This is a genomic window from Rhodococcus wratislaviensis (assembly GCF_900455735.1).
Taxonomy (GTDB): domain Bacteria; phylum Actinomycetota; class Actinomycetes; order Mycobacteriales; family Mycobacteriaceae; genus Rhodococcus_F; species Rhodococcus_F wratislaviensis.
The window spans coordinates 110,867-123,079 of sequence record NZ_UAUI01000001.1 but is presented as its reverse complement, the minus strand read 5'-3'; the positions used below and the strand labels follow the sequence as shown (position 1 = coordinate 123,079).

At 69.8% G+C, this 12,213-nt stretch carries 12 protein-coding genes; 9 read left to right on the top strand and 3 right to left on the bottom strand.

The window, feature by feature from the left end; genetic code table 11:
* Positions 1-2 precede the first annotated feature (2 nt).
* From DTA22_RS00680 to DTA22_RS00660, 5 genes are all read left to right on the top strand, one after another.
* On the top strand, positions 3-1,223 hold the full coding sequence (locus tag DTA22_RS00680; protein ID WP_037232201.1) for a lipase family protein: 1,221 nt from the start codon (positions 3-5) through the stop codon (positions 1,221-1,223).
* Positions 1,224-1,342: 119 nt separating this feature from the next.
* Positions 1,343-2,029 (top strand): SDR family NAD(P)-dependent oxidoreductase, encoded by a 687-nt coding sequence (locus DTA22_RS00675; RefSeq protein WP_037232202.1) that lies wholly within the window; start codon positions 1,343-1,345, stop codon positions 2,027-2,029.
* Between the two features lie 75 nt (positions 2,030-2,104).
* Complete coding sequence (locus DTA22_RS00670) at positions 2,105-4,462, top strand: ATP-binding protein (protein WP_112298199.1); 2,358 nt, start codon at positions 2,105-2,107, stop codon at positions 4,460-4,462.
* A gap of 275 nt (positions 4,463-4,737) precedes the next feature.
* Entirely contained in the window at positions 4,738-5,127 is a 390-nt protein-coding gene (locus DTA22_RS00665; protein WP_005570623.1) for a Zn-ribbon domain-containing OB-fold protein, read from the top strand.
* A gap of 5 nt (positions 5,128-5,132) precedes the next feature.
* Positions 5,133-5,453, top strand: a complete 321-nt coding sequence (locus DTA22_RS00660; protein WP_235214404.1) for a hypothetical protein — start codon at positions 5,133-5,135, stop codon at positions 5,451-5,453.
* Between the two features lie 10 nt (positions 5,454-5,463).
* Here the strand turns inward: DTA22_RS00660 and DTA22_RS00655 are convergent, their stop codons facing one another.
* Genes DTA22_RS00655 through DTA22_RS00645 form a run of 3 tightly spaced genes read right to left on the bottom strand, consistent with a single transcriptional unit; the run spans position 5,464 to position 9,073 of the window.
* Positions 5,464-7,560 (bottom strand): xanthine dehydrogenase family protein molybdopterin-binding subunit, encoded by a 2,097-nt coding sequence (locus DTA22_RS00655; RefSeq protein ID WP_112298198.1) that lies wholly within the window; start codon positions 7,558-7,560, stop codon positions 5,464-5,466.
* Positions 7,557-8,549, bottom strand: a complete 993-nt coding sequence (locus DTA22_RS00650; protein WP_112298197.1) for an FAD binding domain-containing protein — start codon at positions 8,547-8,549, stop codon at positions 7,557-7,559. Before DTA22_RS00650 ends, DTA22_RS00655 begins: the two co-directional genes overlap by 4 nt.
* Positions 8,546-9,073, bottom strand: a complete 528-nt coding sequence (locus DTA22_RS00645) for a 2Fe-2S iron-sulfur cluster-binding protein (RefSeq protein WP_037232207.1) — start codon at positions 9,071-9,073, stop codon at positions 8,546-8,548. The genes DTA22_RS00650 and DTA22_RS00645 overlap by 4 nt, the downstream gene beginning before the upstream one ends.
* A 124-nt stretch (positions 9,074-9,197) precedes the next feature.
* Here DTA22_RS00645 and DTA22_RS00640 point away from each other — a divergent pair, with 124 nt between their 5' ends.
* The 4 genes from DTA22_RS00640 to DTA22_RS00625 are packed head-to-tail and all read left to right on the top strand — an operon-like array spanning position 9,198 to position 12,212.
* A complete protein-coding gene (locus DTA22_RS00640; protein WP_112298196.1) occupies positions 9,198-9,863 on the top strand; it encodes a glycosyltransferase family 2 protein in 666 nt (221 codons plus the stop codon).
* On the top strand, positions 9,860-10,825 hold the full coding sequence (locus DTA22_RS00635) for an acyl-CoA dehydrogenase family protein (RefSeq protein WP_112298195.1): 966 nt from the start codon (positions 9,860-9,862) through the stop codon (positions 10,823-10,825). Before DTA22_RS00640 ends, DTA22_RS00635 begins: the two co-directional genes overlap by 4 nt.
* A 2-nt stretch (positions 10,826-10,827) precedes the next feature.
* On the top strand, positions 10,828-11,601 hold the full coding sequence (locus tag DTA22_RS00630) for a PIG-L deacetylase family protein (protein ID WP_112298194.1): 774 nt from the start codon (positions 10,828-10,830) through the stop codon (positions 11,599-11,601).
* A complete protein-coding gene (locus tag DTA22_RS00625) occupies positions 11,586-12,212 on the top strand; it encodes an SAM-dependent methyltransferase (protein ID WP_174233725.1) in 627 nt (208 codons plus the stop codon). The genes DTA22_RS00630 and DTA22_RS00625 overlap by 16 nt, the downstream gene beginning before the upstream one ends.
* The last annotated feature ends 1 nt before the right edge of the window (position 12,213 follow it).

Genomic DNA, 12,213 nt, shown 5'->3' with positions numbered 1-12,213 from the left:
GCATGACGCGCTCACGTATCACGAGCCTCACCGCGGGTGCACTGTGTGCCGCATTCGTCGCCTGCGCCACGGTCGCGAACATCGGAGTCGCGGCCGCCGTGCCGATCTATCCCGCCTCCGACCCCGATCCGTTCTACCTGCAGTCGCAGGGTCTGGCGGCTACGGCGGTCGGCGAGCCGCTCGCCGTCCGTCCGATGCCGCCTCTGCTCGCCTTCCCCGACACCGATGTCTGGCAGGTGAAGTACCGCACCACCAACTCGGAGGACCACCCGATCTCGTCGGTCACCACCGTGCTGGTACCCCGCAATCGGCCGGTGAACGGGCCGTTGCTGTCCTATCAGCACATCATCAACGCGCTCGGACCGCGGTGCGCGCCGTCGCGGACCCTGTACTCGAACGACCCCGACCTCCAGATCAAGGAGGCGCCGGCACTGAACCTCGCACTGCAGCGCGGCTGGACGGTCGCGCTGCCCGACCACCTGGGTCCGAACAGTGCCTACGGTGCCGCGAGACTCGGCGGAACCATCACCCTGGACGGCATCCGCGCGGTGCAGCGGGTGCCCGAACTCGCCGTGGCGGAGAGCCCGGTCGCGCTCGCCGGGTACTCCGGCGGCGGCATGGCGTCGGCGTGGGCCGCGGCGCTCGCACCCACGTACGCGCCGGAACTGGACATCGTCGGTGTCGCCGAGGGCGGTGTGCCCATGAACATCGGCAAGATGGCCAACGGACTCGGCATGCAACCGCATCCGGCGTTCGGCCTCGCGATGGCGGCGGCACTCGGACTCGAGCGTGAGTACCCGGACCGCCTTCCGATCAGCGAGCAACTCAACGATCGCGGTCTGGCGATGCGCGACGAGATGGTCAACGCGTGCACCAACGGCATTCTCGCGGCCGGCGCAGGCCGCAGCGCGACGGAGGTCGCCAAGACCACCGACCTCATGAGCAGTCCGCAGGCCTGGGAGGTGCTGAACGAGAACAGTGTCGAGCTGTATCCGGGTGTTCCGACCGCACCGATCTTCGAATGGCACAGCCCGACAGACGTACTCATCCCGGTCGACTCGATCGAGGCGACCGTCGCGCGTTACTGCGCCGCCGGCGCCAAGGTGCAGTCCGATCTGTTCCCGAGTCCCGACCACCTCACCACCGCCGTGCTGGGCCTGCCGACCGCCCTGGATTACCTCGACGCCCGGTTCCGCGGCGACCCGGCGCCGTCCAACTGCTGATCGGTGCGGCGCCGATCCGCGACGGGCCGCGTGTGCGGCTCTCGCCGGATTGTGTTCTGCCCGTGCACAGTCCGAAAGTTGAGCGTTTGAGCAGATCTACCAAGGGGTATTCGGAATCCATGCACCCCAGCACACGCACCGCAGTCGTGACGGGATCGGACTCGCCGATGGGCCGAGCGGTCGCACTGGCACTCGCGGACGACGGGTTCCACATCGGCCTCGCCTACGCCGCGGACCGGGACAGTGCCGAATCCACCGCCGCCGCCGTCCGGTCCAGATCGGTGAACGCGGCCGTACAGCGCATGGATCTGGCCGACCTGCCCGACTCCGCGGCCGCCGTCGACGAGTTCGCCCGGGAGCTGGGCGGAATCGGCGTTCTCGTCAGCTGCCCCGGCAGTACCGCCGTCGAATGCATCCAGCGCGCCGTCCGGTACATGATCGCGAGCGGCGGGGGCGGCCGTATCGTCAACATCACCCCCTCGTCGTCCGGGCTCGGCGGACTCACCGGTCTGCTCGCTGCCGAACTGGCGCGATACTCGATCACCGTCAATTCCGTCGTGGTGCCCGTGGCCGAACCGGACTTCGCATCGCCCGGCCCCGACGACCGGGAAGTCGCCGCCGTCGCGTCGTATCTGACTGCGCCTGCCGCAATGTTCGTCACCGGGGCCGCCTACGTGGTCGACGGCACCCGGATCGCCATGATCCCGCACAGCCTCACCGAGGCAGGCACGCGGCGGCCGGCCCGCCGCGCCAACCGCATCCGGTCGTACACCGGCCGCTGGGCGCCCACCCGCTGGACGCGGTGATCCGGTTCGCGGTGCCCTGAAACTCGCGGACCCGCAGCCGAAAGCGTCGTTGCCGCCGCGCACCGGGAGTACCGTGTGCGCAGGGGGCTGCGAGTCGAGAGTGACGGTGTGATGCCGGCGGCAGTGAAGGGCACAGTGGGAAATCTGCCCCACGAACTGACGAGCTTCGTCGGCCGTCGCCGTGAGGTGACCGAGGCGCGACGTCTGCTGTCCGTGTCACGGCTGGTGACACTCGCCGGGATCGGTGGTGTCGGGAAGACCCGGCTGGCGTTACGGGTGGGCGCCGATGCGAGTCGCGCATTCGAGGACGGCGTGTGGCTGGTCGAGCTGGGGGAACTGGACGACGACACGACACTCGTCGACGCCGTGTCGGCGGCACTGCGACTGCGCGAGCAGCGCTCCGGGAATCCGGAGGTGCTGCTGACCGAGTACCTCGCCACCCGGCAACTGCTGCTGGTGCTCGACAATTGCGAGCACGTGGTCGCCGCGGCCGCCGCGTTGTCGGAGACGTTGTTGCGGAGCTGCCCGGAGTTACGGATCCTCGCGACCAGCCGCGAACCACTGGCCATCGGCGGCGAGGCGGTGCTGCGGGTGCCGCCGTTGACGGTGCCCGAACCCGAACGCTCGTCGCTGCAGGGCCTGCCGCAGTACGAGGCGGTGACGCTGTTCGTCGAGCGGGCGGCCACGGCGGTGCCGGAGTTCGAACTCACCGAGGACAACCACGTGGCGGTCGCCCGGATCTGCCGCCAGCTGGACGGGTTGCCGTTGGCGATCGAGCTGGCGGCGGTGCGGCTGCGGGTGATGTCGGCGGAACAGATCCTGCAGCGGCTGACCGACCGCTATCGGTTGCTGACGGTCGGATCGCGGGGCGCGCCGAGCCGGCAGCAGACCCTGCGGCTGTGCGTCGACTGGAGTCACGAGCTGTGCACCGAGGAGGAACGTGAGCTGTGGGCGAGGCTGTCGGTGTTCGCCGGCGGCTTCGAACTGGACGCGGTGGAGGGAATCTGCGCCGGCGACCTGCCGGTGGAGAACGTCCTCGACGTGGTCGCGTCGTTGATCGACAAGTCGATCCTGATCCGTGAGGAGTCGGGGCCGGCGGTGCGGTACCACCTGCTCGAGACGGTGCGCGACTACGGACGGGAGAAATTGCAGGAGGCGGGGGAGTACGTGTCGCTGCGCCGCCGGCACCGCGACTGGTACGAGCAGTTGGTGGTGCGGTGCGAATCCGAGTGGATCGGACCCCGGCAGGTGATGTGGATCAGCCGGCTCGACGCGGAGACGCTGAATTTGCGGGCTGCCCTCCATTTCTGCCTGACCGAGCCGGCGGAGGCCGAGACGGGCCTGCGGATCGCCGCCGCCTTGTACCCGTACTGGCGCGCCCGCGGACTGCTCCGCGAGGGTCGCCGCTGGCTCGGGCAGCTGCTGGGACGGCACCCGGGCGGCGCGAGCCGGGAACGGATCGAGGCGCTGTACGTCGACAGCGTGCTCGCGGGCATGCACGGCGACCGCGAGGCCGCGAAAGCACTGGTCGACGAGGGCGCCCTCCTCGCCGAGAGGAACGGGGACACGCTGATGGTTGCCCTGGTGGTCCACGCCGCCGGGTGCTGCGCCATGTTCGCCGGGGACCTCCCGCGCGCGCGGGTGTGCTTCGAAGAGGCGCTCGCCGAGTTCCGCGACAAGGGCAGCCTGCTCCAATTGACGTGGGGACTGCTCGGGTTGGCCCTGGTCAGCGGCATGCAGGGCGACGGGGCGGTGGCGAAGATGTGCGGATCCGAGATCTTCGCGCTCACCGAGGCCCACGGCGAGTCCGTCTACCGGGGCTGGTCGCTGTGGGCCGCGGGGATGGCGGCGTGGCAACGCGGGCACCTCACCCTCGCCGACGACCACGTGAAGCAGGGGCTGCGGCTGTCACACCTGGTCGACGACCGGATCAGCGCCTGCGGGGCCCTCGAGGTGCTCGCCTGGGTCGCGGTCGGCTCCGGCCGGGCCCAGCAGGCCGCCGAACTGATGGGCACCGCGGAGGCCGTCGCGCAGACCGTCGGAAACCCGAGCACCGTCTACCCCAATCTGCTCGTCCACCACGCCGAATGCGAACAGCAGGCACGTGCCGTGATCGGGGACCGCGCGTTCGACGCCGCGTTCGACCACGGCATGCACATGTCGTTCGACGATGCCGTCGCCTACGCGCTGGACGAGCAGCGACCGGAGGCGGTGTCGGCGTCGAACGGGGCGACGCACCTGACCCGACGCGAATGGCAGGTCGCCGAACTGGTCGCCGACGGGCTCACCAACAAGGCGATCGCGGCCCGGTTGGTGATCTCGCAGCGCACCGCGCAGGGGCATGTCGAGCACATTCTCGCGAAACTGGGTTTCAATTCTCGCACCCAGATCGCGGCGTGGATCGTCGAACACGCACAGGATCCGCACCCCTGACCGGGCGCCCGCGCGGGACGAAATAGGTATGTCCCCGGGTCGTTCAGCCGCTGTACTTCGCCGCCGCGGACGGGATGCTCATACGCGTCCCCCCAATCCGGCTCCAGACCGAGGCCCCCGATGTCCACTGATCCCCGAACACACCGAAAGCCCGACCCCCAACTTCCACGGCCCCCGGTTCTCCGTCGGGCGCACACCGACCGGTGTCTTGTGTGGATCGGGGGAAACCGAATGGCAGACGACGTGGTGGGGCAGGAACTCACGGGGGTGACCGCGTGACCACGGACGGCATGACCCGCTGGCAGGGACTCGCCCAGAAATGCGAACTGATGATCCAGCGCTGCCTCAACTGCACGACCCTGCTCGCGCCGTTGATGGCCACCTGCTCCGCGTGTCAGGGCTCGAACCTCGAGCGGGTCCCGTCGTGCGGCGTCGGATCGATCGTGTCCTCGAAGGTGGTCCACCGTGAGGTGAACGAGGCGGACCGCGGTCTCGTCCCGTGCACGATCGCGATCGTCGAACTCGACGAGGGACCGTGGGTGTACACCTGGATCGACGGCGACGTCCCGGCACCGTCCGACTGTCCGGTTCGCGTCGAGTTCCGTCCCGCGTCGAGGGCGGAACAGTTGCCGGTGTTCGCGGTCCGCTCCGCCGGTCAGCGGTGATCGGCGTGACGACACAGACCGCGGACGAGCCGGAGGAGGCATTCGGCACCGACTGGCTGCGCCTGGCGCTTCGCCGGTGCGAGCTGCTCGCGCAGATGCACTCGGTGAGCTCGGATGCCCGGTGGATGATCAGCTTCGCGATCCAGTGGGCACCGTTCGGTGGTGCGAGCGCGGCGGAACTGCTGGAGCGTTTCGGCGTCAGCCGCCGACGCTTCATGGAACTCGTGCTCGAGGGACTTGCGCCGAAGTCCACCGACGTCCAGAAAATCCGGGCGATGAAAAGTCACCTGCGCACGTCCCTCGTGCAGGCGTGGAACGTGCAGTAGCCCCGCGCGATCACCCGGGCAGGAGATCGTCCAGGTGGATCGGCACCTTCCGGACCCGGACCCCGGTGGCGTGACGAACCGCATTCGCCACCGCGGCCGCGGCGCCGACGATGCCGATCTCACCGACACCCTTCGATCCCATCGGATTGGCGTGCTCGTCGACGTCGTCGAGGCACACCGCGTCGAGGTACCTGATGTCGGCGTGCGTGCTGACGTGGTAGGAGGCAAGGTCCTGGGTCACGACGTGACCGAACCGGGGGTCGTTCACACTGCTCTCGTGCAATGCCATGGAGATCCCCATCGTCATCCCGCCGAGGAGCTGCGACCGGACCGTGCGGCTGTTGATCACCCGGCCGATCGCGAACACCCCGAGCATGCGTTCGACGCGGATCTCGCAGGAGTCGCGGTGGACATGCGCCTCCACGAAGTGAGCACCGAACGAATGGAGCGCGACCCTGTCGGCGTCCGGGTTGCCGGGCGTCCCCGCACTCGCCTCCGCCCCCGGGGCGGGGGACGTGCCGTGCTCGTCCCGGAACGCGCGCGCCGCCGCGACGATCGCACTGCCCCAGGAACTGGTTCCGGTGGAGCCGCCCGCGACGGTCGCCGACGGAAGATTCGTGTCGCCGATCTGCAAGGCGATCGCGTCCAGGGGACAGCCCAGCGCGTCGGCGGCGATCTGGGTGAGCGCGGTCCACGCCCCGGTTCCGATGTCGACCGACCCGATCTGCACGGTGTAGGTGCCGTCGGATTCGTACACGATCCGGGCAACCGAACCCGGTGACGTGTTGGCGGGATACGTCGCGGACGCCATGCCCATCCCCACCTGCCACTCCGAGTCCGACCGAGCCCGCGCCGTCGCGTCGCGGTCCGCCCACCCGAAACGCCGGGAGCCCTCCCTCAGGCAGTCGGTGAGGCGCCGCCCCGACCACGGCCGGCCCGTACTCGGGTCGACCTCGGGTTCGTTACGGATCCGCAGTTCGATCGGGTCGAGCCCGCAGGCCTCGGCCAGTTCGTCCATCGCCACCTCGGCCGCGAACATGCCCGGGGTCTCGCCGGGCGCACGCATCCAGGAGGGGGCGGGCACGTCGAGGGACGCGAGACGGTGGGTGGTGTACCGGGTGGGTGTGGAGTACATCATCCGCGACGGGACCGCCGCCTGTTCGGCGAACTCCTTGATCTTCGCGGACTGCACGATCACCTCGTGGGAGAGCGCGGTCAGCCGTCCGTCCGCGTCCGCCCCGAGCCGGATGTGCTGCACCGTCGGCGTGCGATACGCCGACAGCGCGAACATCTGCTGCCGCGTGAGCGCGAACTTCACCGGCCTGCCTTCCACCCGCTGCGCCGCCATCACCACGAGCACGTCGTGCGCGTGAGGCAGTCCCTTGGAACCGAAGCCGCCGCCGACATACGGGGCGATCACCCGCATCTGCTCGACTTCGAGTCCGAACAGCGGTGCCAGCGTCTTCCGCACGGAATGGACGCCCTGCGTCGAATCGTGCAGCGTCAGAACCGGTCCGGTGCCACCCGGCGCCCACCGGGCGATGGCGGCGTGCGGTTCCATCGGATTGTTGTGTTCCATCGCCGTGGAGTACACCTCATCGACCGTGACCGCGGCGGCGGCGAGTGCCGCGCCGACGTCCCCGTCCTCGGTGTCGGTCGGGAACCCCGCGTTGACCTCCTCGGGGGCGTACAGGTCGTCTCGGCCGGAACGGAAGTCGGTGTCGTGGGCTTCCGCGTCGTACGCGACGCGCACCAGGCTCGCGCCGTGCCGCGCGACCTCCGGTGACTCCGCCACCACCGCACCCACGAATTGGCCGCGGAAGTGGACCTCGGGGTCCTGCAAGATCGCGAGTTCCCCGTCCGAGGTGTCCGCGAGGCGGGGCGCATCGAACACCGTCAAGACCGCGAGCACCCCGTTCAGCGCCTCGGCGTCCGCCGTGTGCATCGCCGTGACCCGGCCACGTCCGATCGTCGACAGGATCGGAAACAGGTACGTCGGGTCGTCCACCGAGTGCTCGAACGCGTACACCGCCGTACCGGTCACTTTGTCGTGGGCGTCCACGCGTTCGGCGGAGGTTCCGATCACCTTCGGTTCGACGAGAGTCATCGGCGCGTCTCCTCGGCGAGTGAACGGAGTACCGACGCGAGCACCCGGCGGGTCAGTGCGACCTTGAACTCGTTTCCCGGAAGGGGTTGTGCCGCACTGAGTTCCGCGTCGGCAGCCTCGGTGAACGTGTCCTCCGTGGGCGTCGCCCCGACGAGGACCTCCTCGGCGAGCGTGGCGCGCCAGGGCCGGTGCGCGACCCCGCCGAGCGCGACCCGGGCCGACGTGATCGATCCATCCCCGATCGTCAGCTCCGCGGCCACCGACACCAGCGCGAACGCGAAGGAGGCACGGTCGCGCACCTTCCGGTACGCGGACCGGTTCCCGGCAGGCGGCGGGGGCAGCTCCACGGCGGTCACGAGGTCGCCGTGTGCGAGGACGGTGTCGCGATCGGGCCGGTCCCCGGGAAGCCGGTAGAACTCGCTCAGCGGGATTCGCCGCTCACCGTCGGCACCGCGGACCACCACGACACCATCGAGTGCCGTCATCGCGACAGCCATGTCGGACGGGTGCACCGCGATGCAGTGTTCGGAGGCACCGAGAATGGCGTGGTAGCGAACGTAACCGCCGATCGCGGAACACCCGGTGCCGGGCTCCCGCTTGTTGCAGGGCGTCGCGACGTCCTGGAAGTACACGCAGCGCGTCCGCTGAAGCAGATTTCCCGCCGTGGTCGCGAGGGTGCGCAGCTGTCCCGACGCACCGGAGAGGAGCGCACGCGACAACATCGGGTACCGGGCGCGGACGACGTCGTGCGCGGCGAGGTCGCTGTTGCGGACGGCGGCCCCGACCCGGAGCCCGCCGTCCGGAAGTTCGACGACGTCATCGAGGGGGAGGCGGCTCACATCGACGAGGAGATGCGGTTGCGCCACCCCGAGCTTCATGTGGTCGACGAGGTTGGTGCCGCCGGCAAGGAACGACGCCCGAGGATCACCCGTGACCGTGGCGACGGCACTGTCGACGTCGGTGGCCCGCTCGTAGTCGAAGGGAATCACGCCTCCGCCGCCTGCCGGATCGCCGCGAGAATGTTCGGGTACGCCCCGCACCGGCAGAGGTTGCCGCTCATCCGCTCCCGTATCTCGTCGTCGGTCAGTTCGGGCGGAGCGGTCAGGTTCTCGGTGACGGCGCTCGGGTGCAGGGCCAGGAACTCGTCGAACATCCCGATCGCCGAGCAGATCTGACCGGGCGTGCAGTACCCGCATTGCAGCCCGTCCTGCTCGACGAACGCCTGTTGAACGGAATGCAGCACCTCCCCGTCGGCGAGCCCGTGTGCGGTGACGACGCGTTCACCGTCGTGGGCGACAGCGAACGTGAGGCAGGACGTGGCGCGTCTGCCGTCGAGGAGGACGGTGCACGAGCCGCACTGGCCGTGGTCGCAGCCCTTCTTCGGTGCGGTCACGCCGAGGTGGTCGCGGAGCGCGTCGAGCAGCGTCGTGCGGGTGTCGATTTCGAGGGTCCGTTCCTCACCGTCCACGGTGAGGACGACCTTCCGGTAGCGGGGGCTGTCCGCGACATTCATGTAGACGGGTTACCCGCGGTGACAGATCCCGAATCAGTGTCGGCGGCCGCGGGAATTGGTTCCCCTCACGACGGACTGGGTACTTGCTGAACCCGGAAACAGTGAGTGATCAGGAAGGGACGTCATGCGCGTCGAGCACATCACGGTGGTCGTGCCCGCCCACGACGAGGAAGCGCTGCTGCCGAAGTGCCTGGAGGGGTTGCGCACCGCCGCGCGGGCGGTATCCGTGCCGGTCACGACGGTGGTGGTACTCGACGGGTGCACCGATGGCAGCGAGGCCGTCGTCCGCAGAGAGGACGTCGACGTCGTGGTCCTGGGTGCGCGGAACGTCGGCGCGGCCCGGCGCGCGGGTTTCGAGTCGGTCGCGCCGCGACCACACGAATGGTTCGCCACGACGGACGCGGACTCGCGCGTCCCCGCGCACTGGCTGTCATCGCACCTGCAGCACGCGAGTCGTGGGGCGCAGTTGGTGGCGGGCACGGTGGCGGTGACCGACTGGTCGGGGTGGCCCGACCACGTCCGGTCACGGTACGGCAGCGCCTACCGGTCCGGCGCCGCCCATGGGCACGTGCACGGCGCGTCCCTCGGATTCTCCGCGGATCTGTATCGGGAGGTGGGAGGTTTCGCCGCACTACCCGCGCACGAGGACGTGGATCTGGTGCAGCGGATGATCGAGCGGGGAGCGAACGTGGTGTGGAGTATCGACTCCCCGGTGGAGACGTCGGCGCGCGTCGAGGCCCGCGCCCCGCAGGGTTTCGCCACGTACCTCGAGGGACTGCAGGACCGATGAGCGCCGACGTGACCCACGACAGCAGTCCCACCGACGCCGCAGTGTGGGCGATCATCCGTTCGGGGGACGCGGAACTGCCGCTGCCCGGCGGCGGGTCGACCGTTGCCAGATGGGCGCGGCTGACGGAGTGGTGCCGCCGCGATCTCTCGGTCGGCCGGCTCCTCGAGGCACATGCGGACGCGGACGCGATCCTCGCCGAACTCGACGGGACCCGCGCCGGCCGGGACGAGTTCTGGGGCGTGTGGGCCAGCGAGCCACCGCACCCCGTGGTGGACGCGTTCCACGACTCCTCCGGGTGGCGCCTGCGGGGCACGAAGGCGTGGTGCTCCGGGGCGTCGATGTGCACGCATGCCCTGGTCACGGCACGACTTGACGGGCAACCCCGGCTGTTCGCCGTCGATCTGCGGGAACCGGGGGTCACGGCGGGACACGGAGGCTGGCGGAATGCAGGCATGGCAGCGACCGACACCGAGTCGGTGACATTCGACAGCGTTCCCGCGCGACCGGTCGGCGCGGCGGCCGAGTACCTCGACCGTCCCGGGTTCTGGCACGGCGGCATCGGGGTTGCGGCGTGCTGGTTCGGGGGCGCGCTCGCCGTCGCGGAACCGCTGCGGGTGCGAGCCCGGAGCGGCCGCGCGGACAGTCACCAGCTCGCGCACCTCGGTGCGATCGACATCGCCGTCAGCGCGGCACGATGGGCACTCGGGTCCGCGGCCGGGGAAGTGGATACGAGTCCCCTGGATCGGAGGTCCGCCCAGGTGCGCGCTTTCCGGGTTCGGGGACTGATCGAACGGACCGCGAGCGACGTGATCGACCGCGTCGGCCGCGCGCTGGGTGCCGCGCCGCTCGCGACGGATGCCTGCCATGCCCGCAACGTCGCGGACCTCCTCGTCTACATCCGGCAATCTCACGCCGAGCGGGATCTGGCGACACTCGGCGCACTCGTCGCGGGGGAGGACTGACAGTGGACAACCGCACCAGGTTCCGGGAGAAGCCCATCTCCACGCGCGGCACACCCGAGGACGAATGGCAGCCGTGGCTGGCGTCGAACCCCTTCCTGCCGATACCACTCACGGAATGCGACCGGTTGGTCGTCGTCGCACCCCATCCCGACGACGAGGTGCTCGGCGTGGGCGCACTAATGGCCACCGCCGCGGCCGCCGGCACACCCGTCGTCGTGGTGGCGGTGACGGACGGTGCGGCGTCCCACCCGGGCTCGCCGACGCTGTCGCCCGACGCGCTGGCCGCCGCACGGATCGCGGAATCGAACCGGTCGACAGCATTGTTGGGCGTCGGCGAACCACTGCGACTCGGATTACCGGACGGCGGGGTGAGCGCGCACGAGCACGAACTCACCACCCGCCTCGTCGACGTGCTCACAGCGACCTCAGGTGAAGCGGAGAGGGTGTGGGTGCTGGCGACGTGGCGAGGCGACGGCCACCCCGATCACGAAGCCACCGGAAGAGCTGCGGCAGAAGCATGTTCGATCACCGGTCACCGACTGATCGAGTACCCGGTCTGGATGTGGCACTGGGCACGGCCGGCCGATCCGGCGGTGCCCTGGGACCGGATGCGCGTCCTGACCCCGGCCGCCGAGATCCTGGCACGCAAACGCCGTGCCGTCGACGAATTCCGCACCCAGATCCTCCCGCTGTCCGAGGACCCGCGGGACGCCGCGATCGTCCCACAGTGGGTGCTCGCGAGACTGATGCGGACAACGGAATGGGTGCTGTGGTGAGCGCGATGGATCCCGGCTACTTCGAGACGATGTACGCGGAATCGGCGGACCCGTGGGGTTTCGACGAACGGTGGTACGAACGCCGCAAGTACGCGCTCACTCTCGCCGCCCTGCCCCGTCGGCACTATCGGCGGGCGTTCGAACCGGGGTGCTCGATCGGCGTGCTCACCGCGCACTTGGCGCGGCGCTGCGACCGGGTCGTCGCAACGGACGTGGTTCCCCGTGCGCTGGAGACCGCACGGGATCGTCTGCGCCGCGAAGGAGTGGCCGACCGGGTGGAACTCGGCCGGGCATCGCTGCTCGATCCGTGGCCACCCGGCACCTTCGACCTCGTCGTGCTCAGTGAGGTGCTGTACTACCTGACGCCCACCGACCTCACCACGACGCTGGGACGTGCCGTCGACGCACTTGAAGAGGGCGGCACTCTCGTGGTGGTTCACTGGCAGCATCCGGTGCCGGAATATCCGCAGACCGGCCGCGCGGTGCACGACACGGTCGCCGCGACCGTCGGCCTCCACCGTGCCGGGTCGTATCAGGACGCGGACTTCCACCTCGACGTCTACACCCGGGGTCCGGTGCCCTCGGTGGCCGCGGCGGAAGGGTTGAGCTGAC

What these genes read in the sequence shown, in the direction of transcription:
- DTA22_RS00640 (WP_112298196.1), top strand. Translation starts at nt 9,198, where the DNA reads ATGCGCGTCGAGCACATCACGGTGGTCGTGCCCGCCCACGACGAGGAA.
- DTA22_RS00680 (WP_037232201.1), top strand. Translation starts at nt 3, where the DNA reads ATGACGCGCTCACGTATCACGAGCCTCACCGCGGGTGCACTGTGTGCC.
- DTA22_RS00655 (WP_112298198.1), bottom strand. Translation starts at nt 7,560, where the DNA reads ATGACTCTCGTCGAACCGAAGGTGATCGGAACCTCCGCCGAACGCGTG.
- DTA22_RS00645 (WP_037232207.1), bottom strand. Translation starts at nt 9,073, where the DNA reads ATGAATGTCGCGGACAGCCCCCGCTACCGGAAGGTCGTCCTCACCGTG.
- DTA22_RS00635 (WP_112298195.1), top strand. Translation starts at nt 9,860, where the DNA reads ATGAGCGCCGACGTGACCCACGACAGCAGTCCCACCGACGCCGCAGTG.
- DTA22_RS00675 (WP_037232202.1), top strand. Translation starts at nt 1,343, where the DNA reads ATGCACCCCAGCACACGCACCGCAGTCGTGACGGGATCGGACTCGCCG.
- DTA22_RS00625 (WP_174233725.1), top strand. Translation starts at nt 11,586, where the DNA reads ATGGGTGCTGTGGTGAGCGCGATGGATCCCGGCTACTTCGAGACGATG.